This window comes from Pseudomonas siliginis (genome assembly GCF_024072275.1).
Lineage (GTDB): Bacteria > Pseudomonadota > Gammaproteobacteria > Pseudomonadales > Pseudomonadaceae > Aquipseudomonas > Aquipseudomonas siliginis.
In genome coordinates this window covers 3,055,673-3,082,513 of the sequence record NZ_CP099598.1, presented here as the reverse complement: position 1 = coordinate 3,082,513, position 26,841 = coordinate 3,055,673, and the positions used below count along the sequence as shown (strand labels likewise).

The window sequence follows — 26,841 nt, the reverse complement described above, 5'->3', positions numbered from 1 at the left end:
GCGGGGCTGATAATCCGTGGCCGGCGCTACGCAGTTTTGCGCGCAACGCAACGGCACCCGCGCTCATCGCTGATGAACGCGGGCGTGGTTCAGGCGGGTTGGGTCGAGCGAGTCAGCGGCAGATTCAGCCAGCGCCGGCCGGTGGCATTGCTGACCGCGTTGCCGAGGGCAGCAGCCATTGGCCCTTGGACGATTTCGGCAGCACCGAGGAAGGGTTCGCCCGGTTGATCAAGCAAATGCACGTCGACTTTTTTCGGCAATTGGGTGAAACGCAGAATCGGATAACCGCTCCAGTCGTAGCTGCGAATGCCGCCCGCGTCGTAGGCGACTTGTTCGTAGAGCGTCCAGCTTGTCGACTGGACAATGCCGCCCTCGACCTGATTGCGCAGGCCATCGGGGCTGACGATCTGGCCGACGTCGACCGCCGTCACCACATGATCGACGCGAATTTCGCCGGTCTGCGGATGCACCCGCAGTTTCACCGCGAGGGCGCAGTAACCCATGATGTTCTTGTAGCGGGCGAAGGCGAAACCGATCCCCGCGCCGGGCTCGTTGCTCTTGTGGGGCCAGCCGATTTCGTCACGCACGCGCTCGATCACGGCGCGGGCACGCGGATCGCTCAGATGGGCCAGGCGCAACGCCACGGGATCGAGTCCGGCCTTGATCGCCAACTCATCAATACCCGCCTCGATCGCAAAGATATTGATGTGCGCACCGAGCGAGCGCATGGCCGAAGTGCGGAACGGCATGGTGGTGACGAAATTCATGTTGATCCGCGTCGCGCCCAGTTCATACAGCGGCACCGCGTTGCGATCACCGTCACCTTCGGGCTGAGCGATTGGCACCGACGGCGCCGAGGCGAAGGGTTTCGCCAATAGACGTGCCGGCAGCAGGCGACCGGCATTGACGATGCGTTCGTTGTGCGGCGTGGTCCACAGCTCGTAGTTCCAGTCCTGCAAACGGCCCTGACTGAGGCCAGCATCGATTTCGGTGACCATCGCCGAACTGTACGGCTCCCAGAGGTTTTCCTGCTCGCGCATCCATTGCACGCGCACCGGCGTGCCCGGCAGGCGCATGGCGATCAGCGCGGCATCGGCGGCGGCATCATCGGCGCCGTTGTGGCCGTAGCAACCCGAGCCTTCGGTATGAATGCAGCGCACACGCTCCGGCGGCAGACGCAGCATTTCGGCGATACCGGCGCGCAGTGGATAGACGCCCTGGGTGTGGGTCCACACCGTGAGCACGCCATCGTTGAACCAGGCCACGGCACAGGACGGGCCGATCGAACCGTGCATCAAATACTGCTTGGTGACCCGCGCTTTGAAGCGCGTTTCGGTCGTGCCGCCGGCATTGCCGGTGTTGCTGATCGGATAGCGCTTGGAGGGCAGCTGCTTGAGCAAATCGTGAATCCCGGCGGCTTCGGGAATCGCCTCGCCGCCGCTCCACTTGGCACTCTCGATGCCGCTGCGCATGGCCTTGATCGCTTGCCACTCATCACCGGCGACCACGGCCAGATAGTTGCCGTCGCGAATCACTTTGACCACGCCGTTCAACGCCTCGATGGACGCGGCATCGAACGCCTGAAGCGTGCAGCCGGGACGCGGCGGGCGGATGACACGCGCGTGCAGCATGCCCGGCAGGCGCATGTCCTGCACGAATGCCGCGCCGCCGCTGACCTTGGCCGGAATGTCCAGGCGCGGCAGGTTGTGGCCGATCAGTTTGAAGTCGGCCGCCGCCATCGTCGGTGATTGCGCCTTGGCGTATTGGTGCACATCGACATGCTTGACCGCGTCGGCATAAGCCATGCGCTGACCAGTCGGCCCTTCGATGATTCCGTCGCGAGTGCTCAGTTGCGCAGCGTCGACTTGCCAGCTGCGCGCGGCGGCCTCGACGAGCATTTCGCGCACTTGCGCGGCGGCGTTGTACAGCGCGGTGCCGCTGTCGAAAATGCTGTGGCTGCCGGCGGTGTAGCCTTCGTTGGGCGTCAGCGCGGTGTCGGCGGTGAGCAAGTTGACGGCGCTGGCCGGCACCTGCAAACGCTCGGCAGCGATTTGCAGCAAAGCGGTTTTCACTCCAGTGCCCAGTTCGACTTTGCCGGTGTACACGGTGATGCCGTCGGCGCCGATGCGGATCCACGCGTCCAGGTAAGGGTTGGTGCGCAGGCTGCCGGGCAGTTCGGGGGCCAGCACTACGGTGCCGAGGGTGTCGACTTCGGTGTCGGCCAAGGCCCGCCGCGCCATTGGCATCAGGGTAAAAGCCATGAGCAACGCGCCGCCGCGCAGGAAGGCCCGGCGGCTGGGGTTCAAGCCGTTTGTTTCGCTCATGTCCGGCTCCCGTTGTGCCCGGCCACCTGCTTGATCGCCTCGATGATGCGCAAGTGCGTGCCGCAACGGCACAGATTGCCGGCCATGTGTTCGCGGATGGTTTGTTCGTCCGGGTGCGGATCACGTTCGAGCAACGCCTGCGCGCGCATCAGCATGCCGGCGATGCAGTAACCGCATTGCGCCGCCTGCTTGTCGATGAATGCCGTTTGCAACGGGCCGGGTTTTTCTGCGCTGCCGAGGCTTTCGACGGTGCGGATCTTTTTTCCTTCAAGGCCTGCGCACGGTGTCAGGCAGGCGAACACCGGCTGGTCGTCGACGATCACCGTGCACGCGCCGCACTGGCCCAGGCCGCAGCCGTACTTGGCACCGTTGAGGTTCAGGTGATTGCGCAGCGCATACAGCAGCGGCATGTCCGGCTCCAGCTCCAGCGCTTGGGTGGCTCCATTGACGGTGAGAGTGATCTGGCTCATTTCGTCTCCTGACGTAACGCTTCAATAGTGGAAGAAAGGTCGGCCCATGGCTGATCGGGTCTGGCTTGCTCGCGCAGATACGCGGCGAGGGCGCCGAGCTGGGCGTTGTCGAGGCTGGCGGCGAATGGCGGCATCACCGGGCCGGGCGAGCCGGGAATGGCGGGCACGCCTTCAAGCACGGTCTTGAGAAAGTTGCGCGGGCTGGCCGCTTGCAGCGCCGAAGTGCTTTGCAGGCCTGGGCGGCCGTCGATTTCACGCATCGGCGCGGCGGGTGCGTGACATCCGGCACAGGCGCTGCTGAAGAGCAGGGCGCCGCTGCTGTGATCCGCTGGACTGCTCGGCGGCTTTTGCGCAGTGATTTCGGTCACCGCGTGCGGGCTTTGCAGGCTCAGCAGGTAGTCGGCAATCGCCTCGACTTCACTGGCCGGCAAGCGCGCCAGACTCAGGCTGACCGGACGCATCGGGCCGGCGGGTGTGCCGTGACCATCGACCACGTCAGCGCGCAGGTAGCCGACCAATTGCTCGCGATTCCATGGATTGGCGCGTTGCTGGAGGCCGACCAGTGCCGGCGCTTCCCAGCCATCAACGCTGCCGCCCTGCAGATACTCCGAGGATTTCTCCGCGCCGATCAGGTTCAGCGGCGAATGGCAGCCGGCGCAGTGGCCCGGGCCGTCGACCAGATAGCGTCCGCGATTCCATGCCGCGCTGTGTTCGGCCAGCGGCGTCAGTGGCTCGCCATGCAGAAACAGCAGGTTCCAGAACGACACCAGCGGGCGGATGTTCATCGGGAAATTCATCTGGTTCTGCTTGGCGGGCGCATGTACGGCGGGGCCGCTCATCAAGTAGGCATAGGCGTCGGCGATGTCTTCGGAGCTCATGCGCCGGTAGTGCACGTAAGGAAACGCCGGGTAGAGAAAGTGGCCGTCGCGGGCAATGCCTTCGCGCATCGCCCGCTCGAAGGCCGGCAATGACCACTCGCCGATCCCGGTCTGCGCATCTGGAGTGATGTTGGTGCTGTACAGCGTGCCGAACGGCGTCACCAGCGTCAGCCCGCCGGCCAGGTATTCGCCGCCGGGGCGGGTATGGCACACCGCGCAGTCACCGGCCTCGACCACCCGTGCGCCGCGTTGCAACTGCGCAGTATCGAATGACGTCGGCCGTTTGATTGGCGCGATCGCCGGGCGCCACATCAGCGCGACGGTGACGATCAGGCCGATCACCGCGAGCACGGCCACGCTGATCCACAGAGGTCTGGATTTGAGCAGATGGCTGTTCATGGTCGGCAGATAAACGCGGCGGGCAGTGGCAGGACGAGTGCAGTGCGGGTCATGGAAACGCTCCTTGTAGCAGCCGGGGGAAGGGCGCCGATGGGGACGTCTGCGCCAGGGCCAAAGCGTAGAGAAGACCCTTGCAGCGGAGAATCACCGGCCCGCGCAACAGCGCGTTGCGCCACAAGCAACGTTGCGCGCCACGCATCAGTGCGTTGCCAGTGGCACGGATTCTCGCCCCCGCCGGCTGACCGTAGCCTTGGCACAACTTTCCCGAACTCAACGAGGTGTCACCATGCTTACGGGCAACCCTGCCGTTGCGGCCCCGGCCGAACAGCCTGCTTCACTCTCCGGCCTGATGGTCGCGTTTCTGGCATTTTGCTGCGGCGCGGTCGTCGCCAACCTGTATTACGCACAACCCATCGTCGAACTGATCGCGCCGCAGATCGGCCTGTCCAGCGCCAATGCCAGCCTGATCGTGTCGCTGACGCAGTTCGGTTACGCGCTGGGCTTATTGCTGCTGGTGCCGCTGGCCGACTTGATGGAAAACCGCCGCCTGGTGGTCGGCTTCACCCTCGCCGCCAGCGTGACGTTGCTGTGCGCTGGCCTGACCCATTCGCCGTCGCTGTTCCTGCTGCTCTCTTTGCTGATCGGCCTGACTTCGGTGGCAGTGCAGATCCTTGTGCCGCTGGCCGCGCATCTGGCACCGGAAGCCAGCCGTGGCCGCGTGGTCGGCAACATCATGAGCGGCCTGTTGTTGGGGATTCTGCTGTCGCGGCCGCTGTCGAGCCTGTTGGTTGAAGTGTTCGGCTGGCGCGGGGTGTTTTACAGCGCAGCGGCACTGATGGCGGTGATCGCGCTGATTACCGCTGTGGCACTGCCGCGCCGGGTGCCGACGCACAAAGCCACCTATGTCGCGTTGATCGGTTCGGTGTTTGCCTTGGCCCGACGCTTTCCTGTGTTGCGCCAGCGTTCGCTGTATCAGGGTTTGCTGTTCGCCAGTTTCAGCCTGTTCTGGACTCTCGCGCCGATTGAGCTGATGCGTCACCACGGTTTCAGCCAGGCGCAGGTGGCGATCTTCGCTCTGGTCGGCGCGGTGGGTGCGATTGCTGCGCCGATTGCCGGGCGTCTGGCCGATGCCGGGCACGGTCGTCGCGGTACCTTGGTGGCGTTGCTGCTGGCGCCGCTGTCACTGTTGATCGCCGCGTTGCCGGGCAGTGGTTACGTGTGGCTGGTGGTGTGTGCGGTGCTGCTGGATTTTGCCGTGCAGTTGAACATGGTCCTCGGCCAGCGCGAGGTCTACGCCCTCGACCCGCACAGCCGCGCACGCCTGAATGCGGTGTACATGACCAGCATCTTCGTCGGCGGCGCCCTCGGTTCACTGGTCGCCAGCCCGCTGTACGAACACTTCGGCTGGAACCTCTCGGCCGTCGCCGTAGCGGTGTTGCCGGCGCTGGCGCTGGCGTTGTTCCTGAGCCGCAAGGCTGATGGCTGAGGGCGCGATGAGGCCCGGCAAGCACGACGATACAAGACGTGTCGCGAGCACTGATGCACAATCAGCGGCGTTCCCTCACCACCGGATCCCGCTTATGGACAAGTTGCTGGCATTGAAGATGTTTGTTGAAACCGTGCGCTGCGGGGGCTATTCCTCGGCGGCGCGCAAGCTTGGGATTTCGACGTCTTCGGTGACACGGCAAGTGGCGGGGCTGGAGAACGAGTTGGGCGCCAGCCTGCTCAATCGCACCACGCGCAACACCAGCGTGACCGTCGCCGGTCAAACCTATTTCGAGAAGGCCGTGGCGATTCTCGATGCCATCGACGAAGCCGATGCGGTGGTCGCTGATCGTGGCAGTGATGCCCAAGGCCGCTTGCGCATCAGTGTGCCGGTGGAGTTTGGCCGCCGGCTGATCGCGCCGCACCTGAGCCGCTTGCTCGAACGTCATCCGGGGCTGGAGATCAGCCTGTCGCTGAGCGATCAGGTCAGCGATCTGCTCAGCGAGCAGATCGACGTTTCAGTGCGGCTCGGTTCCACGGTGGTCAGTGAAGACATCGTCAGCAAACGCGTCGGGCAGTTTCAGCGTTGGATTGTCGCCAGCCCGGATTATCTGGCGCGCAGCGGCGTGCTCGAACATCCGCGGGATCTGCTTGAGCACCAATGCCTGCGTTTCGATTACGGCGGCAGCCATCATCACTGGACCTTTCAGGGCGACGAAGAGCCGATTCAGCTCAACGTTGCGGGCCGCCTGCAAAGCAACAACGCCGACATCTTGCGCGAAGCGGCAATTGGCGGTGGCGGGGTGGCGCTGCTGGCCGACTGGCTGGTGCGCGACGACGTCGCCGCCGGGCGCCTGACGCGCTTGCTTGAGCACTACGAGGTCAATCCCGGCAGTGCCAGCAGTTGCATCAACGCGCTGTACTTGCCCAACCACCGTGGTTCGAGCCGGATCAACGTGTTCATCGATTTTCTTGTGGAAATCCTCAAACCCGCCGCACCTGCCGCTTAGCACTGCACACTCTGTTGCTGCAGCCGCTGCACACTGCTTGTATGCTTGCGCCCCGGAACACGTGGCCGCCGTGAGTGCCGACGTTCGAATGATGGCTGGAATGGATACCGGACTTCCTTAAGGTACTGACGTGAAGCGTGATACTCGCCTTGTAATGCTCCTGCTGCTGGTGATTGGCTGTTCCCTGACTTCGCTGACGATCTGGAAAGTCTGGTCTTCGCGCGAGCGTGCGCTGGCCGAGGTCGACGTGCATGGCCTGAACCTGACCCAGGCGCTCAACACCTACACCGAAGGCATTGTCCGGCAAAGCTCGCTGCTTTTGCTCGGGTTGGTCGAGCGCCTGGAAACCGAGGGCAACGGCCCGGCGCAGATTCAGCGCATCCAGAGCCTGATCGACCGCCAGCAGCCGCTGATGCCACAGCTCAGCGGCATCATCATCTATGACCGGAACGGGCATTGGCTGATGTCCTCCAATCGGCCGATTCCGGAGGGCGCCAACAGCAGCGACCGCGCCTATTTCATACATCACCGTGACAGCCCGAGCCGCGAGCCGTTCATTGGCCCGCCGATCCAGAGCCGTGCCAATCATGAATGGGTGGTGACCATCAGTCGGCGCTTCAATGACGCCGGTGGCCAGTTCGCTGGCGTTGTAGCAGTGACGCTGGGGGTGGAAAACTTTCTGCGAGTGTTCGGCAAACTCGACGTTGGCCAGGACGGCGCGATAGGCCTGTCGTACACCGATGGCACGCTGCTGGTCCGCTATCCGTTCCGCGAGCAGGACATGGGCCGCAACTTCTCCAAATCGCCGATCTACGCCAAATACCTCGTTGACCGCTCGGTCGGCACTGCCTCCTACACCTCCAGCCTCGACGGTGTCGAGCGGCTGTACGCGTTCCGCAAAAGCGAAACGCTGCCGCTGATCACCACCGTGGCCCTGGGCAAGGACGAAGCGCTGGCGGCGTGGCGCATCGAAGCGGCGTTGTCGGCGGTGGTGGTGATCGGGCTGCTGGGGCTGACCGGGTTGATCGGCTGGTTCCTGATCCTTGATATCCGCCGCCGCACCGAGGCCGAAGAAGCCTTGCGCGATGCCCAGCAGCAATTGCTCGCGTCCAATCGCCAGCTGGAATTACTGGCGCTGAAGGACGCGCTGACCGGCCTGGCCAACCGCCGCTGTTTCGATGAAACCCTGACGGTGGAAGCGCGGCGCGCGCAGCGTGACGGGACTTCGCTGGCCTTGCTGATGATTGATATTGATCACTTCAAATTGTTCAACGATGCCTTGGGCCACGTCGCCGGCGATGCCTGCCTGCAAGCGGTCAGCAAGATTCTTGAAGGCTGCGTGCGACGCCCCTCGGATCTGGTCGCGCGCTACGGTGGCGAGGAAATGGCGGTGATCATGCCGGCCACCGACAGCGCCGGTGCGACGGTGGTGGCGCAACTGATGCTTGAGCGTTTGCAGCAGGCGAACATCGCCCACCCGGGCAGTCCGTTTGCTCGGATCACGGTGAGTATCGGCATGGCGGTAGGGACGGGCGCGCAGCTGGATTCGCTGCCGGCGTTGATCCAGAACGCCGATCAGGCGCTGTACCGCGCCAAAGCGGCGGGGCGCAACGGGATGGCCGGGCAGGCCTGAGGCGCACTAGAAAGCTTCGCCGCTATCCAGTTTCGCCAACAGCATCTGCCCGCGCTGCCACAGCGCGTCCTGCTTGGCCAGCGGCATGCGGTCGAGGTTCTTGTACATCATGCCCATGCGCTGATTGCCACGCAGGATATCGCCGTGGCGCATGAGGAAATGCCAGTACAGTGCGTTAAACGGGCAGGCATTGTCCGCGCTGCTTTCCTTGACCTTGTAGGCGCAGTCGCCGCAGTAGTCCGACATCCGATTGATGTACTGGCCGCTGGCACAGTAAGGCTTGGAGCCGAGATAACCGCCGTCGGCATGCATGACCATGCCGAGGGTGTTGGGCAGTTCGACCCAGTCGAAGGCGTCCATGTAGATCGCCAGATACCATTCACAGATTTCCTTCGGCGCAATCCCGGCGAGCAAGGCAAAGTTGCCGGTGACCATCAGCCGCTGGATGTGGTGCGCATAGGCATGTTGCAGGCTTTGGCCGATGGCCTGGCGCATGCAGTTCATCTGTGTCTGCCCGGTCCAGTAGAACTCCGGCAGCGCACGCGTGTTACCAAACACATTGCCCTCGGCGTAATCCGGCATCTTCAGCCAGTACACACCGCGCACGTATTCGCGCCAGCCGATCAGCTGCCGAATGAAGCCTTCGGCCGCGTTGAGGCCGATGCTCCCCGACCAGTAGGCCGCCTCGACATCGCTGCACAGCTGGCGCAAATCGAGTAGGCCGATGTTCAGCGCGGCACTGATCCGCGCGTGAAACAGGAACGGTTCGTCGCTGGCCATGGCGTCCTGGTAATCACCGAAGCCGGCCAGCGCATAGTCGAGAAAGTATTGCCACAAGGCCAGGGCATCGGCGTGGGTCACCGGGTAGTTGAAGTCATCCAGCGTGCCGTAATGCGTGGCAAAGCGCTCGCCGACCAACGCCAGCACCTCTTGGGTGATTGCGTCATTGGCGAAACGTGCCGGGTAGGGCGGTTTAGCGTGTTTGGGCAGCGCCTTGCGATTCTCCGCATCGAAATTCCACGCACCGCCGACCGGCGTACCGTCCCCGTTCAGCAGCAGCCGACTCTTGCGCCGCATCTCGCGGTAGAAAAACTCCATGCGCAGCTGCTTCTTGCCGCTGGCCCAGTTGGAGAACTCTTCGCGAGAACAGAGGAAGCGGCTGTCTGAATGCCAGTGCACGGGCAAGCCCGAATCTTTGATTGACTGCTCAAGGCGCCAGTCGCCGCATTCGGTGATGTGGATTTCGTCGGCACCAGTGAGGGTTTGCCAGCGCTGCAATTCGCCGGGGATGGAGCCGCTGTTGTCCGGGTCGTCGAGGCTGACGTACTGGACGCGGTAGCCTTTATCGCGCAACGCCTCGGCAAAGTGGCGCATGGCGCTGAAGATCAGAGCGATCTTTTGCGGATGATGGGCGACGTGGGTCGCTTCCTCCATGACCTCGACCATCAGCAGCAGGTCTTGCTGGGGATCGAGTGGCTGCAGGGAGGCCAGGTCGAAAGACAGCTGGTCGCCGAGGATCAGGAGCAAGCGGTGGGCAGGGGGCATGGAGCTAAGTCCGGTGAACGATTCGAACTCCAATAGTTATACAGATTGTTTGTTATGTATAGGTTTTAGCGGCCACTGACATCCTATTGTGGGAGCGAGCCTGCTCGCGAAAGCGTCCTGTCAGTCAATACAAGTGCTGACTGACCCACCGCCTTCGCGAGCAGGCTCGCTCCCACAGGAACTTGTTTTGGGTTCTTAGGCGGGGTAGGTCGGGTAATCGATATAACCCTCGGCACCACCGCCATACACCGTCGCCGGATTCAATTGGTTCAACGGCCAGTCATTGGCAATCCGCGCCGGCAGGTCCGGGTTGGCCATGAACGGTCGGCCAAACGCAACGAGATCGGCCAGCCCCGACTCAAGCAATTGCGCGCCGGTTTTGGCGGTGTAGCGACCGGCATAAATGATCGCGCCGCTGAACGTGTCGCGCACGGCCCGGCGAAAGGTCTGCGGCATCGCTGGCGCGTTGTCCCAGTCGGCTTCGGCGATCGACAGGTAGGCGATGCCGACGTCTTCAAGAATCTTGATCGCGGCAATGTAAGTGCTGTGCGGATCTTCCTCGACCAGGCCCAGATACGTCCGCGCTTCATCGGTTGTAGTGAACAACGGCGCGAAACGCACACCGACCTTGTCCTTGCCGATGCATTCGGCAACACCGGCCACCACTTCGCGCAAGAAGCGCAAGCGATTGTCCAGCGAGCCACCGTACTGATCGGTGCGCAGGTTGCTGTGGGCGGAGATGAACTGGTTGACCAGATAACCGTTGGCGCAGTGCAGTTCGATGCCATCGAAACCCGCATCCATCGCGTTGCGCGCGGCCTGGATATACAGCTGAATCAGTTCCTGCACTTCATCGGTGCTCAGCGCGCGCGGAGCAGACGGTGGCACCAGTTCACCGACACCAGGCGCGGTTTCGATGAACACGCTGACGCGGTCCGTGGCGACCGCAGAGGCCGACACCGGGGCATCACCATTAGGCTGCAACGCCGTGTGCGAGACCCGACCGACGTGCCAAAGCTGGGCGAAGATCACCCCATCCACCGCGTGCACCGCCTCTGTGACTTTGCGCCAACCGGCGATCTGCTCCGGCGTGTGAATGCCCGGCGTCCACGCATAACCCTGGCCACGCGGTTCGATCTGCGTGCCTTCGGTGACCAGCAAACCGGCACCGGCGCGCTGCTGGTAATACTCGGCCATCAACTCGTTGGCGACATTGCCCGGTTGCGTGCTGCGCTGGCGGGTGAGAGGTGGCAGGACGATGCGGTTTTTCAGGGTGTGTGCGCCCAATTTGGCAGGCGTGAAGAAAGCGTTATTCATGGGGTAAGCCTTGAATCTGATTAGACCAGTCGACTAGTGACTGGGCAAAAAAACAACGCCGGGCTGTACGCACGCGGCGTTGATCGGGTTGGAGCGAGGGATTCAGCCGAGCATCTTCAACAGCTTTTCGGCAACGGCGGCGGAGCTGGCCGGGTTCTGGCCGGTGACCAGTTGACCGTCAGCGACCACATGCACCTGCCAGTCGGCAACTTTCGAATAGCGCCCGCCAAGACGCTGGAACTCGTCTTCGATGAGGAACGGCACCACGTCAGTCAGGCCGACCGCCGCTTCTTCGGCATTGGTGAAGCCGGTGACATCACGGCCCTTGACGATTGGCTGGCCGTCAGCGCGCACCACATGACGCAACACGCCGGGTGCGTGGCAGACAAAACCGTGAGGTTTGTTGGCGCGGTCGAAGGCTTCGATCAGCGCGATCGAGGCCTTGTCTTCGGCCAGATCCCACAGCGGGCCGTGGCCGCCTGGGTAGAACACGGCATCGAAATCCTCAGCCTTCACATCAGCCAGGCGACCCGTGTTGGCCAACGCCTGTTGCGCGGCCGAATCAGCGCGGAAGCGATCGGTTTCGGCAGTCTGCGCGCTTGGCTCATCGCTTTTCGGATCGAGCGGCGGCTGGCCGCCGGCAGGCGATACCAGCGTGACGTCGGCGCCGGCGTCCTTGAAGGCGTAGTAGGGCGCGGCGAACTCTTCCAGCCAGAAGCCGGTTTTCTTGCCGGTGTTGCCGAGTTGATCGTGGGAAGTCAGAACCATCAAGATTTTCATAGAGCACCCTTGGTTTGGTCAGGCATCGGCACAGGGCGAGGAATTCGCTCAGCGTCGGCACCGCATGAATTTGTGTCTCGGGGCGCAGCATAGGTTCCAATTAGACCAGTCGTCTAGTAATTTTTTCAGAAAATGTTTTTGCTCGTCGGTTATGGCAAACTCCCGGTCCTGAAAAGTATACGACTGGTCTATTGTCTGGAATTTTGCGCACCATGAAGCCGACCTTTGACGACACCCGCCAACACTTGCTCGACACCGGCCACCGGATGATGGCCGAGAAGGGCTTCACCAGCGTCGGCCTCAACGAGATCCTGCAGACCGCCGGCGTGCCCAAGGGCTCGTTCTATCACTACTTCAAATCCAAGGAGTTGTATGGCCAGGCGCTGCTGGAGGATTACTTCGTCGACTACCTCGCCGACATGGAGCGCCGCCTGACATTGCCTGGGCTGACTGCGTTCGAGCGTTTGATGGATTACTGGCAGGGCTGGCAGAACCGCTGCACCCTCGAAGGCCACGGGGATGAATGCCTGGTGGTGAAACTCAGCGCCGAAGTCGCCGACCTGTCCGAATCGATGCGCCTGACCTTGCGCGACGGCGCCGAACGCATCGTCGCGCGCATCACCGAATGCATCGAACAAGGCCAAAATGACAAAAGCCTGCCCGAGGGCGATGCGCGGAAGTTGGCGGAGACGCTGTATCAGCTCTGGCTCGGCGCGAGTCTGCTGAACAAACTGCAGCGCACCGGACAGTCGCTGGAAACCTCGATGGCGATGACCCGGCAGCTTTTGCGAGTCTGAGCCTCGCCGCAGATCCCTTGTAGGAGTGAGCCTGCTCGCGAAGACGGCGGCACATTCAACATCTTCATTGCCTGATCCAACGCAATCGCGAGCAGGCTCACACCTACACTGCTTCGTGCTGAACCATCGATCTTCATTCAATCCACAATCCTGTGGGAGCGAGCCTGCTCGCGAAGACGGCGGCACATTCAACATCTTCATTGCCTGACCCAATGCATTCGCGAGCAGGCTCGCTCCCACAGGAGATCTGTGTTGATTGGTGGGATTGGAGATCAGCAGGCCATTCAAAACTCAGGCAGAACTGCTGTCCTCTTCAGGCAGTTGGGCGAACCACTGCGCGTACGGCGTATTGCTCACTTTGAATCGGTTGTAATCCGGGCTGCCGTCATCCCACCACACCGGCCCGCGTTCACCCAGCGCGACTTTGGCCTCGTTGACGCGAGCTCTCGCTGACTTCAACGCCTGTGCATCCTCCGCACGCTTTGCCTCTTTGACCGAACGCCGCGCTGACATGAGTTCGGTTACAAACGCCTCACGCTCGGCGGCTGGCAGTGATGGATTGCTGCAACGCCACAGCTGTTGCTTGACCACAAAATAGCGGCCATCGGGGGTGGTGGGGTACATGGGCGATATCCTGCGCGATCGAGTCTCAGACCGGGTAGGACAACTCGCCGATGAGTTTATCCAGCGTAATCGGATAATCGCGCACCCGTACGCCACACGCGTTATAGATCGCGTTGGCGATGGCCGCCGCCGCGCCGCTGATACCCAGCTCGCCAACGCCTTTGGCTTTCAACGGGGTTGCATACGGATCGACTTCATCGAGAAAGATTACTTCCTGATGGGGAATGTCGGCGTGCACCGGCACCTCGTATCCGGCCAGATCGTGATTGACGAAAAAGCCGATTCGATGGTCCACCGCCATCTCTTCCATCAATGCCGCACCAGCGCCCATGGTCATGCCGCCGATGATCTGGCTGCGCGCGGTTTTCGGGTTGAGGATGCGCCCGGCGGCGCACACGGCCAGTTGCCGGCGCAGGCGAATTTCGCCGGTCGCCGCATTGACCGCGACTTCGGCGAAATGCGCGCCGAAAGTCTGCTGGGCAAAACGCTCGGCCAGATCGCCGTATTCCATGCGGTCCTCGCCCGTCAGCTCGCCACTGGCTGCGGCCTGAGCCAAGGCAACCTGCTGCGAGCCTGCGCGAATCTGTGCATCGACAAACTCGGCTTGCTGCGGGTCAAAACCGACGGCGCGAGCAGCGGCTTCACGCAGTTTCATGCACGCGGCATACACGCCGGCAGTGGAGGAGGCGGCTCCCCACTGGCCGCCGGAGCCCGACGATTCCGGAAACCGCGAATCGCCCAAGTGCACCACGACACGGTCCAGCGGCACGCCCATCATTTCGGCGGCGGTCTGGGCGATGATGGTGTAACTGCCGGTGCCGATGTCGGTCATGTCGGTTTCCACGGTGATGACGCCTTGACGATCGAGACGCACGCGTGCCGCCGAAGCGGTGGTCGGTGCGCCGCGAATCGCCGAGGCCAGCCCGATGCCGATCAGCCAACCGCCCTCACGGCGCTGAGCGGGTTGAGGGTTGCGCTGACGCCAGCCAAAGCGTTCGGCGCCAGTGTTCAGGCATTCCACCAACTGCCGTTTGGAGAACGGCCGCGCCGGTTGCTCCGGATCGACCTGCGAGTCGTTGAGGATGCGCAGTTGCAGCGGATCCATCTGCAGCTTTTCGGCCAGTTCATCCATGGCGATTTCCAGCGCCATCATCCCCGGTGCCTCGCCCGGCGCGCGCATCGCCGAACCCTCGGCGAGATCGAGCACGGCGAGATTCAGACGGGTCATGCGATTGGCCCCGGCGTAAAGCAATCGGGTTGACGCGGTGGCCGCTTCGGCGCGTCCGCCGCGCAGATTGCCCGACCAGCTCTCGTGGCCGATCGCGGTGATCACGCCGTCACGGTTGGCACCGATGCGCAGGCGCTGAATCGTCGCCGGACGATGGGTCAGGTTGTTGAACATCAGCGGCCGCGGCAGCGCGACTTTCACCGGTCGCCCGGCATGTCGAGCCGCCAGGGATGCCAACACTGCGTCGCAAAGAATCGTGCCCTTACCGCCGAAACCGCCGCCGATATACGGCGAGATCAGGCGCACATCTTCCTTGGCGATGCCGAGGGTTTTCGCCAGATCGCGCGCGCCCCAGTTGATCTGTTGGATCGATGTCCACAAGGTCAATTGCGTGCCACTCCAGCGGGCAATGGTTGCGTGCGGTTCCATCATCGCGTGGGCCTGGTCAGGCGTGCTGTAGTGCTGATCGATTTGCACTGGCGCAGCGTTGAAGGCGCCTTCGAAGTCACCGACGCTGGTCTGCGGCGGCGGGCCAAAACCGGCCGGTGGCGGTGGGGTTGCGGAGTCTTTCGCAGCCGCCAGATTGAATGAACCTGGTTCGGCCACGTAGCGGATGTCGAGCAAGCCGGCGGCCGCGCGGGCCTGTTCAAAAGTGTCTGCGACGACAATCGCCACGGCCTGGTGATAGTGATCGACCTGCGGCCCGGCCAAGGCCCTGGCTACGTAAAACTCGCCTTTGGCCAAGGCCCCGGCGTTTTCGTAAGTGACGATGGTAATCACCCCGGACGCTTCCCGCGCTTGCGTCGAATCGATCGAGGCAATGCGCCCCTTGCCGATCCCGGCGCCGACGATATAGCCATAGGCGGCGTCCGGCACCGCTGCGTTTTGCTCGTAGGCGTAGGGGGCGGTGCCGGTGGTTTTCAGCTTGCCGTCGATGCGGTCGGCAGGTTGGCCGATCACCTTCAGCTGGTCGATCGGATTGGAGCCGGCCGGGGTGTCGAATTTCATCTGCAAATTCCTTCCAGACAGGCTGGCGACGCACACGTAGCGCGGCGCAGCCATCGGTTGACGTCGGATCTCTACGAGCCTAGGCCATCGACGCGCCACTGATAATGCGCGGTTTCAGGATGGAGTGATGAATCTCGCTCACCAATCCAGATCAATGTGACAAATAGGAATACGTTTCAATTACTAATGCGACCGTATACCATGCGCGACGTTTTCACTGGCGGTTTTGCCCTTCGTTCTGGCCTATTCGTAAAGGTTTTCACCTCATGCGTCGAACTCTGCTTTCCATTTGTGTGCTGCAGGCGTTGTCTTCTTCCTCGTGGGCTGAGTCAGCCGAACCGACTTCTTCAACGCTTGAGCTGGAAGCTACCGACGTAGTCGGCACAGCGGATTACGAACGGGCAGACGGCCCGGTGCAAGGCTACCGCGCGACCCGTTCGGCCAGCGCCACGCGCACCGACACCTCGATTCATGAAACCGCGCAATCGATCAGCGTGGTGACGAAGGATGCCGTCGAAGACCTCGGCGCCACGCGTTTGCAGGATGCGCTGGATTACGCCGGTGGCGTCGGTCGGGCGAACAATTTCGGCGGGCAGGGCCTGACCACCTTCACCGTGCGCGGTTTCACCACCGGTGAGTTCTACCGCAACGGTTTCCCGATTAACCGTGGCTACCCGAACATGCCCGACGCCAACACCATCGAGCGTCTGGAAGTGCTGCGCGGCCCGGCGACCATGCTCTATGGCCGTGGCGACCCAGGCGGTACCTTCAACGTGGTGTCGAAACAGCCGTTGCCCGAGCGCACCGTTACGTTAGGCAGCCAGTTGAACGACCAAGGCATGAAGCGCGGCACCCTCGACGCTTCCGGGCCACTCGACGAAGAAGGGCGTCTGGCCTATCGCTTGAATGTGGTGGGCGAGGGCGGTGACACCTTCCGCGATCATGTCGAGAACGAGCGCTACGGCATCACGCCGGTGCTGACCTGGCAGGCCACCGATGCGACCAAGCTGATTTTCGAAGGCGACTTCATGCGCAACAACGCGCCGCTCGATCGCGGCGTCACGCGCTACCCGGCGCAGATCGGCACTGCCTCGCGCGATACCTTCTTTGGCGAGAAGGACGTCGGCAAGCTGCACAACGACAACAACATGGCGCAGTTGCGTTTCGAGCACATGCTCAACGACGACTGGACCTTGGGCGGAGGTTTCCAGTGGCTCGACGGCTCGCTCAAGGGTAATGCGATCGAGGCCAACGGCATCGCCGCTGACGGCCGCACGCTGGGGCGCAACTTCAACTACCGCAAGCTGGAATGGACCGACAAGGACACCCAGCTCAACCTCACCGGGCATTTCGACACTGGCGGTCTGCAGCACACCTTGCTCACCGGCATCGAGTATGAAGATTACGATTACAAGTCGATCATCCAGCGCTCCAGCGGCGCGGTCAGTGCCTACCCGATCGACATCTTCAATCCGGTCTACGGCCAGCCACGCCCGGCGCTGACCCGCACACCGACTCACGACAAAGAGAACCTCAAGACCTACGCGGCATTCGTGCAGGATCAGGTAGCCCTCACCGACAAACTGAAAGTGCTGGCCGGCGCACGTTTCGAGCGCTTCGAGCACGATTACGAAACCTACGTGCCCGGCGGCAAGAGCTGGCAGGCCAGCGACAACGCCGTCACCCCGCGTATCGGCGTCACCTACGATTTGACCGATACCCTGGCGGTCTACGCCAACACCGCGCGCTCGTTCAAGCCCAACACCGGCGCCAGTCGCGAAGGCGGCGGCTTCGCTCCGGAGAAGGGTAAGTCGTACGAGATGGGCGTGAAGTGGGAAGCGCTGGATCAGCAGTTGAGCGTCGACGCGGCGATCTACCAGATCGAAAAACGCAACGTGCTGACCACCGACCCGGTGGATTCGACTTTCAGCGTCGCCGCCGGTGAAGTGCGCAGCCGTGGTTTCGACGTCAACGTCACCGGCAACCTCACCCCTGAGTGGCGAGTGGTCGGCGGTTACGCTTACGTCGACGCCGAGGTGACCAAGGACAACACGCTGCGCTCCGGCACGCGCCTGCTGAACATCCCAAAGAACAGCTTCAGCCTGCTCAACATGTACGAGTTCCAGGACGGCACGCTCAAAGGTCTTGGCCTTGGCACCGGCCTGAAATACGTCGACGAGCGCGCCGGGCAGACGTCCAACACCGCGTTTTCCATGGGCAGTTACACCGTGGTCGACCTGCTGAGCTTCTACAAGATCAACGACAAGGTGCGCCTCAATCTCGATGTGAAAAACATCTTCGATCGCGACTACGAAGAAGGCGCCTTCGGCAACGTTTACGCCTACCCGGGCGCGCCGCGAACCGTGCAGGTGGGGATTTCCTACACGCTGTAAATCGCCGCAGCGTTTGCCGCCGCCCCATGCTGGCCTGAGAGTGGCATGTCGAAATCAGACATCGGCATGCCGCACTCAGGCTAGTTGCGCGGCGGCCGGGCCACGTAAGGTGAAGCATCATTTCGTCGGCAAAGCGTCTGCGTCGCAGCTTTCGCCTGATGCCGACACCGGAAATGATGATCGCCTGACGCTCAGTCAGTGGCCCAAACGTCGATCATGAGAACAATAAGAACCCATGACTAGCCTGAACCCCAAGGACTCCAACGGTCAGTTGGCGCAAGGTTTCAAACCGCGTCACGTCACCATGCTTTCCATTGCCGGCATCATCGGCGCAGGACTTTTCGTTGGCTCAGGCCACGCCATCGCCGCCGCAGGACCTGCGGTGCTGCTCGCTTATCTGTTCTCCGGTCTACTGGTCGTGCTGGTGATGCGCATGCTCGGTGAAATGGCCGTGGCGCATCCCGACACCGGCTCGTTTTCCACCTACGCCGATCAAGCCATTGGCCGCTGGGCCGGGTTCACCATTGGCTGGCTCTACTGGTGGTTCTGGGTGCTGGTGATTCCCATCGAAGCCTTGGCCGCCGGGCACGTGCTCAATCAGTGGTTTCCCCAGGTCGATGCGTGGTTGTTCGCCTTGCTGTCGATCGTGCTGCTGGTGATCACCAACCTGTTCAGCGTGTCGAAATACGGCGAGTTCGAATTCTGGTTCGCCATGGCCAAGGTCATCGCGATTATCGGTTTCATCGGCCTGGGTTTTGCGGTGCTGATGGGCTGGATTCCCGAGCGCGAAGCCAGTGGCTTGAGCACGCTGATGGCCGAGCACGGCGGCTTTGCGCCCAACGGCATGTCGGCGGTGGTTGGCGCGTTCATCACCATCATGTTCAGTTTCATCGGCACCGAAGCGGTGACCATCGCCGCTGCGGAATCGAACAACCCGGCGCAGAACATCGCCAACGCCACCCGTTCGGTGATCTGGCGCATCGGCATTTTCTATCTGCTGTCGATCTTCGTGGTGATTTCCGTGGTGCCATGGAATGACCCGCAACTCGCCTCGGTCGGTTCCTACCAGCGCGCACTGGAACTGATGAACATCCCCAACGCCAAATTCCTCGTCGACGTGGTCGTGTTGATCGCGGTGGCCAGTTGCATGAACTCGTCGATCTACATTTCCTCGCGCATGCTCTATTCGCTGGGCCGACGCGGCGATGCGCCGCCGGCATTGAAGGTGACTTCGGCGGCCGGCGTGCCACGCGCGGCGGTGATCGCCAGCACGGTGATCGGCGCAGGCGTGACGTTACTCAGCTATTTCATGCCGGCCGGGCTGTTCCAGTTCCTGCTCGCCAGCTCCGGTGCGATTGCCTTGCTGGTGTATCTGGTGATCGCCATTTCGCAGTTGCGCATGCGCCGCCGGCTGGAACGGGAAAAGGTCGAAATGACCTTGCGCATGTGGCTGTTTCCCTGGCTCACCTGGCTGGTCATCGCCTTCATCTGCGCGGCTTTGGCAGTGATGATGATCACCCCTGAACATCGCCTGGAAGTGACTTCGACCATTGGCCTGGCGTTGCTGATCTCGTTCATTGGCCTGGTCACCAGCCGCCAGCACCGGCCGGCGGGCAGAGTGGTTGCGGTGAGCAAAGCCTAAGCAAACAACGCCTTGAGCCCACGGGAAAACCAGCCGTTCGGGCTCGAAGGCAGATGCTCGCGTTGATTGAATGAGCCCGTCAACGCGCAGGTTTCACCGGCGAGTGAACCCATCAATTGCGGCAGCAAAAAGCTGCGTTCGCATTCACTGGCGGACAGTCCGGTGTTCTCTTGCGGCCAAACGACGCTGGTTTCGGCAAACGGCTTCATGGCACACCTCCTCAAAATTCAAACGTCCAACACCAGGGTTTCGCTGCCCTGCGCCGGGGCGGCGCAGCAGATCAGCACTTCGTCGTCCGCCAGGCGCATGGCCGGCGGAGTGAGGTAATGCACCTGGCCGCTGGTAAGGCGGGTTTTGCAGGTGCCGCACGAACCGCCGCGACAGCTGAACTCCGGGTTCAAGCCACGCGCCTCGGCCAGCTCCAGCAAGGTGCCGCTGCCCGGTTCCCAGCGTGCTTCCTTGCCGGACGTGGCAAACAGCACCTTGACCGGCTCTTCCGCGACCGGTACTTGCGGCGGCGCCGGGGTACTGATTTCGACATCGCGGATCAGCGTCGACGGGCCGAAGGTTTCGGCGTGGATGCGATCGTCCGGAATGCGCATTTTGCGCAGGCCGTCGTACAGCGCCTGGGTAAAACTGCCCGGGCCGCACAGGTAGAAATCGTAGTCATCCAGCGGCAGCAGGCTCTTCAGCAGGGCGATGTCGATGCGCCCGGCATGATCGTAACCCTGCGCTGTTGCTTCCAGCGGCGGCTGGCTGACCACGCGCAGCACCTTGACCTTGTCACCGGCGCGTGCAGCCAAGGCGTCGATTTCTTCGCGAAAGGCCAGATCCTCGACGGTGCGACTGCTTTGCACGACCCAGGTCGGGCGCATGCGGCTGATGCGTTTGCCCTGATAGACCACCTCGCGCAGCATCGACAGCAACGGCGTCACCCCAACCCCGGCGGCCAATAGCACCAGTGGCCGGCGTTCGGTGGCGTCGACGGTGAAATCGCCTTGCGGCGCGCGGGCTTCGATCAAGTCCAATGCCTGAACGCGATCATGCAGATGCGAGGATACCGAGCCATCGCGTTTGACGCTGATGCGCAGGAACTCGTCCGACGGCGCGCTGGACACGCTGTAGGTGCGGATCGACGCGGCATCCTGGCCGTCGAGCAAGACCTTGATCGGCAAGTGCTGGCCCGGTTCGAAGCGCGGCAGGCCGAAGCCGTCGTTGGCTTGCAGGTAAAACGAACGGATCTGCGGACTCTCATCGACCACCCGCGTGACGTGCAGCGCGCGCCATTGATTGCGCAGCGCCTCGGCCTGCAAACGCTCGCGGGTCTGCTCCCAGCTGCCGGTCATTTGCGAATTGGGCGAATCGCCTTGCGGCTGCTCGGCCCAGCGTAGTGGCAATGCGGCCTGACGGTAAACGATGCGCTGCGGCTTGAAGCGCCACAGACGCTCGGCGCCCTGGAACGCGGCGATTTGCGGATCGTCGAGCAGCACTTCTGCGCTGCCGGTCATCTGCAACAGATCGCCGCTTTCAAAATCGATGAAGGTCAGCCCGGCGCGCGGGTTGAGCAGGATGTTGCCCAAGGTGTTGAAGAACAGATTGCCGGAGAAATCCGGGATGGTCAGGGTGCCGTCCTCGTCCATATGGACGAAACCGGATTTGCCGCCGCGATGGGACACATCGACTTGCCGCTCACCGTCGCGCACCACATAAGTGGCCACGTAGAAAGAGTCGGCGGCGGTGATCATGTCGCGCACCAAGGGTTCGCTGACAGGCAGGTCGAGCGCGGTGTCGGTGGTTTCGTCGACGAACGCGTAGTGGCGCAAGTTGATGTAGCGCGGGCAGTTGCCGTAAGCCTGGGTCACGCCGATCTCGAGGCTGTTGTCAGCGCGGCGGCTGATGTTGCCGTTCATGCGATTGCGCCGACGGGTGTGCAGCTCGATGCCGAGCATGCCGATCGCGTCGCCGGGCTGCAGGCCTTGATTCGCCGGATCGTTAGGCTGGGCGTCGAGTTTGATCTTCAGCACCTGTGGCGACGGCGAATCCATGAAGCCCGGTTGACCGGTGCGCAGCGTCGCCCACGGGTCGCCCTGGCCATCAACGGCGCCGAGCACGACGAAGGGCAGTTGCGCATAGAACTCGCGGTGCTGATCCGGCATCCAGTCGCGGGCCAGTTGCCGCTGGCCGACACCGACCATCATCTCCACCGCGCCGACGGCACGTTGCAGGGTCAGCTCACCTTCATGCCAGGGCGAGGGCTGCGGTTTCGACGCTGTGTCCATTTCGATTCTCCTCGGGTGCAAACGGGCCGGTGAGCCGCCAGGGGCTGAAGCTCAAGTGGGCTCATGTTCGCCCTCGGCCGGTTGCGAGGGAATGGCCAGAAACTGCAATCCACTGTTTCACGCGGTGAAATGATCCCTACGCGCGCCTAAGGACGAGGATGATTATTTCACTGGCTGAAATGCTCGATTGTATTTGCTGAGGATTCCGCGATTTGCGGCAGGGGAGCAGGATGAGCCCATCGACACGATCAGCGGGTCGACCTCAAATAATCCAGGAGCACGTCATGTCTCAGTCAGCCGTCAAACTGTATCGCCATCCGTTATCCGGCCACTCGCATCGCGTCGAGTTGATGCTGTCCCTGCTGGATGTTCCGACCGAACTGGTGTTCGTCGACCTGATGAAGGGCGCACACAAAACCCCTGAATTCCTCGCCCTCAACCGTTTCGGCCAAGTGCCGGTGATTGACGACAACGGTACGGTGCTCGCTGATTCCAACGGCATTCTGGTTTATCTGGCGAGCAAATACGGCAACGGCCAGTGGCTGCCGAGCGATCCGGTCGAACAAGCCAAGGTGCAACGCTGGTTATCGGTAGCTGCCGGGCAGATCAGCTCCGGCCCGGCCACGGCGCGCTTGATCACGGTATTCGGCGCCGGTTACGACGCGGCTGATGCGATCAAGCGTTCCCATGCGTTGTTGCAGGTGATGGAAGACGAGTTGGCCAACAGCGCATTCCTTGCCGGCGACAAGGCAACCGTTGCCGATGTGGCCGCCTACACTTACGTCGCCCACGCACCGGAAGGCAATGTCTCGCTCGAGGATTACCCGAATGTGCGGGCGTGGCTCGGGCGGGTCGAGGCGCTGCCGAAATTCGTCGGCATGCAGCGCACAGCGGTGGGCCTGCAAAGCGCTTGATATCAGCACACGCCAAAAAACCTTGTGGGAGCAGGCTTGCCCGCGATAGCGGTGGGTCATTCAACGGTGATGTTGACTGACAGAATGCCTTCGCGAGCAGGCTCGCTCCCACGGGTTTGGCGTCAGCTGTCCCATCCATGCATTGGAAGACACTGTCTCGCTGGAGGAATATCCGAATGTGCGGGCGTACTGGCGGGAGTTGAAGCATTGCCCAAATTTAACTGTGTACACCAAACCCTGTGGGAGCGAGCCTGCTCGCGAAAGCGGTGTGTCATGCAACGGTGATGTTGACTGACGGAAAGCTTTCGCGAGCAGGCTCGCTCCCACATGATTTCACTGTGTTTTCGAGGTTTTTTACAGGTCCCCAGCTATGGATCGTTTTCAGGAAATGCGCATGTTCCTGGCCGTGGCCGAGGAGGGTGGCTTTGCGGCGGCGGCCCGGCGTTTGAACACCTCGCCCCCCAGCGTCACCCGCGCCATTGCTGCGCTGGAACAACGCATCGGCACGCGTCTGTTGTCGCGCACCACGCGCAGCCTGCACCTGACCGAAGCCGGGCATCGTTATCTGGACGATTGCCGAAGAATTCTGTGCGACGTCGACGAAGCCGAAGAGGCCGCTGCCGGCAGCTATCGGGTGCCGTGCGGGCACTTGAGCGTGACCGCGTCGGTGTTGTTTGGCGAGTTGTTCATCGCGCCGTTGCTGGCGCAATACGTCGATGCGTTTCCTTCGGTGCATCTGAAGGCTTTGCTGGTTGATCGCGTGGTGAACATGGCGGAAGAGGGTATCGATGTCGCCGTGCGCATCGGCCATCTGCACGAGAACAATCAGCATGCAATCAAGGTCGGCGAGGTCCGTCAGGTGATCTGCGGCACCCCCGATTACTTCGCCCGCTATGGCCGACCGCAACATCCGAACGAGCTGAGCCGCGCCAATATCGTCATGTCGTCCGCCAGTCATTTGCTCAGCGATTGGCAATTCGCCCATGCCGATGGCCCGTTGAGTTTTCGCTTCGAGCCGCGTCTGGTGGTCACCGCGAATCAGGCGGCGATCAACATCGCCAGCTCCGGTTGGGGCATTACCCGGGTGCTGTCCTATCAAGTCGCCAGCCAGGTCGCGGCCGGTGAACTGGAATTGGTGCTGGAGGCCTTTGAGCCGCCGGCGTTACCGGTGCAACTGGTCTATCTGAAACATCCGCGCGTACCGGCGAAGGTGCGTACGTTTGTCGATTTCCTCAGCGAGCGGCTGCAACACCACCCAGCGCTGAAAGCCGTGAACAGGGTTCACGGCTAAGGCTTCAAGGTTCAACTCAACGCTGGATCACTTCCCGGCCGCAGCCGTTTCGATCAGGCTGGCAACGGCTTTCGGGTTGGACACCATCACCACGTGCGAAGCGCCTTTGACCACGACGGTCTGCTTGGAGTGCGCGCGCTCGGCCATGAACGCCAAGGCTTGCGCCGGGATGTTCTTGTCCTGGTCACCGTAGACGAAGTACGACGGCACGGTTTTCCATGCAGGCTCGGTGGCGGCTTCGTTGAGCGCGGCGACGGTCACCGGGCGTTGCGTGGCCGCCATCAACTTTGCATCTGCCTGAGACACATCGGCAGCGAACTGAGCGTGGAATTTGTCCTGCTGGATGTACAAATCCTTGCCACCATCGGCCAGCTCAACCGGGGCCGACAGGGTCGGGCCAAGGGTGCTGCCGGGGAAACGCCCGGACAATTCGGCTGCGGTTTCACCCTTTTCCGGGGCAAAAGCGGCGACGTACACCAGCGCTTTGACATTGGCATTGCCGTAAGCGGCTTCGCTGATCACCGGGCCACCGTAGGAGTGGCCGACCAACACCACCGGAGTTTTCACGCTGGCCAGCACATCCGCCACTGATTGCGCATCACTCTTGACCGAGCGCAGCGGGTTGGCAGCGGCGATCACCGGGTAGCCATCCTTCTCGAGAATCTTGACCACGCCGTTCCAGCTGCTCGAATCGGCAAAGGCGCCGTGCACCAGTACCACGGTGGGTTTGACCGGCGCGGCGAACACAGCGGTGGCGCCGAACATGGCGGCGGTAAGGGCGAGGGTTGCGAAGACTTTGTTCATGGTGATGTCCTGTCGATTGGTTAAGGTAGGAATGGAAGCGACAGTGGTATTTAGCGCGCTAAATGTGTCAGTTGTGTGTGCGCACGGCCGAACTTCGCATGCGTGTGTATCTGGGGCGGCGAAAGCTACACGCTGATACAAAGCGATCCATTCAATCAGATCGCGCGGCGGACTTTGCCCGGGGCCTCGCCGTAGATTTCCTTGAATTTCTTGCTGAAGGCAGCCTGCGACTGATAGCCGACCTGCACGGCAATGTCATTCAGGCCCAGATGCGAATGGCTGAGCAGACTGAATGCCAGCTCCATGCGCAACTGGGTCAGCAGCACCCACGGCGATACGCCAGCGACCCGGGCAAAGGTGCGCATGAACGTTGCACGGGACATGTTCGCGGTGTCGGCCATGGCCTCGATGGTCCATTCGTGCGCCGGGTCGGCCAATATCGCCTGACAGGTGCGGCCGAGGCGCTGGTCGCCGAGCAGCGCCAGGGTGCTTTTGTCGTGATCGGCACGCGCCAGGTGCGCACGCAGGATCAAGGTGAACAACGCTTGGGACAGTGAGTCGAGGAGGAACCGTGCACCCGGCTGTTCGCTGTCGGCTTCGCTGCGCAACAGCGCAATCAGGGCGGTCAGCGGCGCATCAATCGGTAAGCCATCGTTGGCAATCAACAGGTAATCGGGGAGGGCGGCGAACAGCATCGATGCGCGGTTGTAATGAAAGCCACCGCAAAGCATGTCCAGATCGGCGCTCGCGCCACCCAGCCGATAGATCGGCAACACCCCGCCGGGAATCAGCGTTGGCAGCATTGGCGCTACATCTTTACCGCCGCTGTGCAGCACATGCGGCGTGCCCCGTGGCAACAACAGAATATCGCCGGCGCGCATCGCCAGGCGTTGCCCGCTGGCCAGTTCTACCCGGCACTCACCTTTGAGCACGACGTGATAGGGCGCCTTGCCCAAGGCTTCCTGTTGATGATCGCGCGCCCAGTCGCCCTGGAACTGGCAGCGCAGATCAAGACTGCCGCGCACGTTGGCCAGGCTGATGAGCTTATCGAGCGAGTTCATTGGCACCCATCACGAAGGAATCCGCAAAGTTGAGACGATTGAGCAAGACGTTGAGCATGACCGACAAAAGCGCGATTCGATAGCACCGCAGACTGACTCCACTTTCATTGATCTGGAGACGTCGCATGTTCACCTCAATCAACGCCGGACTACAACAGCTCGGCAAACTCGATCGCCTCGGCATCCCGCTGATGCGCGTGGCCATCGCCATCGTGTTCCTGTGGATCGGCGCGTTGAAATTCGTCCCGTACGAAGCCGACAGCATTACGCCTTTCGTCGCCAACAGCCCGGTGATGTCGTTCTTCTACGAACACCCGCAGGACTACAAGGCGCACCTGACCCATGAGGGCGAGCTGAACGCCGACAAGCGCGCCTGGCAGACCGCGAACAACACCTACGGCTTTTCCACCGGGCTTGGCGTGGTGGAAATTCTCATCGGTCTGCTGGTCCTGTCCAATCCGCTTTCTCGCCGTACCGGCCTGCTCGGTGGCGCGCTGGCGTTCGCTACGCCGCTGGTGACCCTGAGCTTTCTGGTTACCACGCCTGAAGCCTGGGTCGCTGCGCTGGGTGATGGTCAGCACGGTTTTCCCTATCTGTCCGGTGCCGGACGCCTGGTGCTCAAGGACGTCCTGATGCTCGCCGGAGCGCTGCCAATGATGGCCGATTCCGCGCGCCAATTGCTGACTGAACGTCAGGCCTGAATTCCTTCCCCTTTATAGAGAGATCACACGATGAAAACGTTTATTGCTTTGACCCTGGCCATCCTCGCCGGCAACGTGTTCGCTGCCACCGAAACTGTGCAGACCGGCGTGCCACTGGATATCGCCAAAACCATCAGCATCACCGACACCAGCGCCGCCTGCGGAATTGTTCCGGTGGAGGTCGTTTATGAAGACAGCCACGGTCAGCGGCATGTCGCCACTTACAGCGTTTTAGGCGATGGCTGCGGTGGCGATTAG

General features: G+C 62.2%; 22 protein-coding genes. 10 read left to right on the top strand and 12 right to left on the bottom strand.

Annotated features, from left to right (window positions below; genetic code table 11):
* Window positions 1-89 precede the first annotated feature (89 nt).
* Genes NF676_RS14290 through NF676_RS14280 form a run of 3 tightly spaced genes read right to left on the bottom strand, consistent with a single transcriptional unit; the run spans window position 90 to window position 4,071 of the window.
* Entirely contained in the window at window positions 90-2,324 is a 2,235-nt protein-coding gene (locus NF676_RS14290) for a xanthine dehydrogenase family protein molybdopterin-binding subunit (protein WP_252886242.1), read from the bottom strand.
* A complete protein-coding gene (locus NF676_RS14285) occupies window positions 2,321-2,794 on the bottom strand; it encodes a (2Fe-2S)-binding protein (protein WP_252886241.1) in 474 nt (157 codons plus the stop codon). Before NF676_RS14285 ends, NF676_RS14290 begins: the two co-directional genes overlap by 4 nt.
* Complete coding sequence (locus tag NF676_RS14280; protein WP_252886240.1) at window positions 2,791-4,071, bottom strand: c-type cytochrome; 1,281 nt, start codon at window positions 4,069-4,071, stop codon at window positions 2,791-2,793. Before NF676_RS14280 ends, NF676_RS14285 begins: the two co-directional genes overlap by 4 nt.
* A gap of 286 nt (window positions 4,072-4,357) precedes the next feature.
* On the opposite strand from NF676_RS14280, the gene NF676_RS14275 reads away from it, so the two are divergent.
* From NF676_RS14275 to NF676_RS14265, 3 genes are all read left to right on the top strand, one after another.
* Window positions 4,358-5,557, top strand: a complete 1,200-nt coding sequence (locus NF676_RS14275) for an MFS transporter (RefSeq protein WP_076562840.1) — start codon at window positions 4,358-4,360, stop codon at window positions 5,555-5,557.
* Window positions 5,558-5,651: 94 nt separating this feature from the next.
* Complete coding sequence (locus NF676_RS14270) at window positions 5,652-6,566, top strand: LysR family transcriptional regulator (protein WP_041480316.1); 915 nt, start codon at window positions 5,652-5,654, stop codon at window positions 6,564-6,566.
* 130 nt (window positions 6,567-6,696) lie between these two features.
* Window positions 6,697-8,199 carry a sensor domain-containing diguanylate cyclase gene (locus NF676_RS14265; RefSeq protein WP_252886239.1) on the top strand — a complete coding sequence of 501 codons (1,503 nt, stop codon included), beginning with the start codon at window positions 6,697-6,699 and terminating at the stop codon, window positions 8,197-8,199.
* Between the two features lie 6 nt (window positions 8,200-8,205).
* On the opposite strand, the gene NF676_RS14260 is transcribed toward NF676_RS14265, so the two are convergent.
* The 3 genes from NF676_RS14260 to NF676_RS14250 all read right to left on the bottom strand — a co-directional run bounded on the left by NF676_RS14260 (window position 8,206) and on the right by NF676_RS14250 (window position 11,841).
* Window positions 8,206-9,744: a cryptochrome/photolyase family protein gene (locus NF676_RS14260; protein ID WP_252886238.1), complete on the bottom strand. Its 1,539-nt coding sequence runs from the start codon at window positions 9,742-9,744 to the stop codon at window positions 8,206-8,208.
* A 195-nt stretch (window positions 9,745-9,939) separates the two neighbouring features.
* Window positions 9,940-11,061, bottom strand: coding sequence for an alkene reductase (locus NF676_RS14255; protein WP_252886237.1), 1,122 nt, complete (start codon window positions 11,059-11,061; stop codon window positions 9,940-9,942).
* A gap of 102 nt (window positions 11,062-11,163) precedes the next feature.
* Window positions 11,164-11,841 (bottom strand): type 1 glutamine amidotransferase domain-containing protein, encoded by a 678-nt coding sequence (locus tag NF676_RS14250; RefSeq protein WP_252882057.1) that lies wholly within the window; start codon window positions 11,839-11,841, stop codon window positions 11,164-11,166.
* 212 nt (window positions 11,842-12,053) lie between these two features.
* Here NF676_RS14250 and curR point away from each other — a divergent pair, with 212 nt between their 5' ends.
* Window positions 12,054-12,638: a TetR family transcriptional repressor CurR gene (gene curR / locus NF676_RS14245; protein ID WP_056786121.1), complete on the top strand. Its 585-nt coding sequence runs from the start codon at window positions 12,054-12,056 to the stop codon at window positions 12,636-12,638.
* Between the two features lie 291 nt (window positions 12,639-12,929).
* Here curR and NF676_RS14240 read toward each other — a convergent pair whose 3' ends face one another.
* Both NF676_RS14240 and paoC read right to left on the bottom strand, forming a co-directional pair.
* Window positions 12,930-13,262: a hypothetical protein gene (locus tag NF676_RS14240; protein WP_252886236.1), complete on the bottom strand. Its 333-nt coding sequence runs from the start codon at window positions 13,260-13,262 to the stop codon at window positions 12,930-12,932.
* Window positions 13,263-13,287: 25 nt separating this feature from the next.
* Complete coding sequence (paoC, locus tag NF676_RS14235; protein WP_252886235.1) at window positions 13,288-15,498, bottom strand: aldehyde oxidoreductase molybdenum-binding subunit PaoC; 2,211 nt, start codon at window positions 15,496-15,498, stop codon at window positions 13,288-13,290.
* A gap of 266 nt (window positions 15,499-15,764) precedes the next feature.
* On the opposite strand from paoC, the gene NF676_RS14230 reads away from it, so the two are divergent.
* Entirely contained in the window at window positions 15,765-17,891 is a 2,127-nt protein-coding gene (locus NF676_RS14230) for a TonB-dependent siderophore receptor (protein WP_252886234.1), read from the top strand.
* A gap of 235 nt (window positions 17,892-18,126) precedes the next feature.
* Window positions 18,127-19,533: a GABA permease gene (gene gabP, locus NF676_RS14225; protein ID WP_252886233.1), complete on the top strand. Its 1,407-nt coding sequence runs from the start codon at window positions 18,127-18,129 to the stop codon at window positions 19,531-19,533.
* Here gabP and NF676_RS14220 read toward each other — a convergent pair.
* Together NF676_RS14220 and NF676_RS14215 are read right to left on the bottom strand one after the other, a co-directional pair.
* The gene (locus tag NF676_RS14220) at window positions 19,530-19,742 is read right to left on the bottom strand and encodes a hypothetical protein (RefSeq protein WP_252886232.1); all 213 of its coding nucleotides are present in this window, start codon (window positions 19,740-19,742) and stop codon (window positions 19,530-19,532) included. The genes gabP and NF676_RS14220 overlap by 4 nt on opposite strands.
* A gap of 18 nt (window positions 19,743-19,760) precedes the next feature.
* Entirely contained in the window at window positions 19,761-21,812 is a 2,052-nt protein-coding gene (locus tag NF676_RS14215) for a 2Fe-2S iron-sulfur cluster-binding protein (protein WP_252886231.1), read from the bottom strand.
* 284 nt (window positions 21,813-22,096) lie between these two features.
* Between NF676_RS14215 and NF676_RS14210 the strand changes: the two genes are divergently transcribed.
* Both NF676_RS14210 and NF676_RS14200 read left to right on the top strand, forming a co-directional pair.
* Complete coding sequence (locus NF676_RS14210; protein ID WP_252886230.1) at window positions 22,097-22,726, top strand: glutathione S-transferase family protein; 630 nt, start codon at window positions 22,097-22,099, stop codon at window positions 22,724-22,726.
* Between the two features lie 370 nt (window positions 22,727-23,096).
* On the top strand, window positions 23,097-24,017 hold the full coding sequence (locus tag NF676_RS14200; RefSeq protein WP_041480329.1) for a LysR family transcriptional regulator: 921 nt from the start codon (window positions 23,097-23,099) through the stop codon (window positions 24,015-24,017).
* A gap of 27 nt (window positions 24,018-24,044) precedes the next feature.
* Here NF676_RS14200 and NF676_RS14195 read toward each other — a convergent pair whose 3' ends face one another.
* Window positions 24,045-24,821: an alpha/beta fold hydrolase gene (locus tag NF676_RS14195; RefSeq protein ID WP_252886229.1), complete on the bottom strand. Its 777-nt coding sequence runs from the start codon at window positions 24,819-24,821 to the stop codon at window positions 24,045-24,047.
* Between the two features lie 155 nt (window positions 24,822-24,976).
* Entirely contained in the window at window positions 24,977-25,882 is a 906-nt protein-coding gene (locus NF676_RS14190; RefSeq protein WP_056786101.1) for an AraC family transcriptional regulator, read from the bottom strand.
* 125 nt (window positions 25,883-26,007) lie between these two features.
* On the opposite strand from NF676_RS14190, the gene rclC reads away from it, so the two are divergent.
* Window positions 26,008-26,583: a reactive chlorine resistance membrane protein RclC gene (gene rclC, locus NF676_RS14185; protein ID WP_252886228.1), complete on the top strand. Its 576-nt coding sequence runs from the start codon at window positions 26,008-26,010 to the stop codon at window positions 26,581-26,583.
* 30 nt (window positions 26,584-26,613) lie between these two features.
* Window positions 26,614-26,841 carry a DUF2790 domain-containing protein gene (locus NF676_RS14180; protein ID WP_056786095.1) on the top strand — a complete coding sequence of 76 codons (228 nt, stop codon included), beginning with the start codon at window positions 26,614-26,616 and terminating at the stop codon, window positions 26,839-26,841.

Bases quoted from the DNA above. Each gene is read 5' to 3' on its own strand.
- NF676_RS14290 (WP_252886242.1), bottom strand. From the start codon at position 2,324: ATGAGCGAAACAAACGGCTTGAACCCCAGCCGCCGGGCCTTCCTGCGC.
- NF676_RS14285 (WP_252886241.1), bottom strand. From the start codon at position 2,794: ATGAGCCAGATCACTCTCACCGTCAATGGAGCCACCCAAGCGCTGGAG.
- NF676_RS14280 (WP_252886240.1), bottom strand. From the start codon at position 4,071: ATGAACAGCCATCTGCTCAAATCCAGACCTCTGTGGATCAGCGTGGCC.
- NF676_RS14275 (WP_076562840.1), top strand. From the start codon at position 4,358: ATGCTTACGGGCAACCCTGCCGTTGCGGCCCCGGCCGAACAGCCTGCT.
- NF676_RS14270 (WP_041480316.1), top strand. From the start codon at position 5,652: ATGGACAAGTTGCTGGCATTGAAGATGTTTGTTGAAACCGTGCGCTGC.
- NF676_RS14260 (WP_252886238.1), bottom strand. From the start codon at position 9,744: ATGCCCCCTGCCCACCGCTTGCTCCTGATCCTCGGCGACCAGCTGTCT.
- NF676_RS14255 (WP_252886237.1), bottom strand. From the start codon at position 11,061: ATGAATAACGCTTTCTTCACGCCTGCCAAATTGGGCGCACACACCCTG.
- NF676_RS14250 (WP_252882057.1), bottom strand. From the start codon at position 11,841: ATGAAAATCTTGATGGTTCTGACTTCCCACGATCAACTCGGCAACACC.
- curR (WP_056786121.1), top strand. From the start codon at position 12,054: ATGAAGCCGACCTTTGACGACACCCGCCAACACTTGCTCGACACCGGC.
- NF676_RS14240 (WP_252886236.1), bottom strand. From the start codon at position 13,262: ATGTACCCCACCACCCCCGATGGCCGCTATTTTGTGGTCAAGCAACAG.
- paoC (WP_252886235.1), bottom strand. From the start codon at position 15,498: ATGAAATTCGACACCCCGGCCGGCTCCAATCCGATCGACCAGCTGAAG.
- NF676_RS14230 (WP_252886234.1), top strand. From the start codon at position 15,765: ATGCGTCGAACTCTGCTTTCCATTTGTGTGCTGCAGGCGTTGTCTTCT.
- gabP (WP_252886233.1), top strand. From the start codon at position 18,127: ATGACTAGCCTGAACCCCAAGGACTCCAACGGTCAGTTGGCGCAAGGT.
- NF676_RS14220 (WP_252886232.1), bottom strand. From the start codon at position 19,742: ATGAAGCCGTTTGCCGAAACCAGCGTCGTTTGGCCGCAAGAGAACACC.
- NF676_RS14215 (WP_252886231.1), bottom strand. From the start codon at position 21,812: ATGGACACAGCGTCGAAACCGCAGCCCTCGCCCTGGCATGAAGGTGAG.
- NF676_RS14210 (WP_252886230.1), top strand. From the start codon at position 22,097: ATGTCTCAGTCAGCCGTCAAACTGTATCGCCATCCGTTATCCGGCCAC.
- NF676_RS14200 (WP_041480329.1), top strand. From the start codon at position 23,097: ATGGATCGTTTTCAGGAAATGCGCATGTTCCTGGCCGTGGCCGAGGAG.
- NF676_RS14195 (WP_252886229.1), bottom strand. From the start codon at position 24,821: ATGAACAAAGTCTTCGCAACCCTCGCCCTTACCGCCGCCATGTTCGGC.
- NF676_RS14190 (WP_056786101.1), bottom strand. From the start codon at position 25,882: ATGAACTCGCTCGATAAGCTCATCAGCCTGGCCAACGTGCGCGGCAGT.
- rclC (WP_252886228.1), top strand. From the start codon at position 26,008: ATGTTCACCTCAATCAACGCCGGACTACAACAGCTCGGCAAACTCGAT.
- NF676_RS14180 (WP_056786095.1), top strand. From the start codon at position 26,614: ATGAAAACGTTTATTGCTTTGACCCTGGCCATCCTCGCCGGCAACGTG.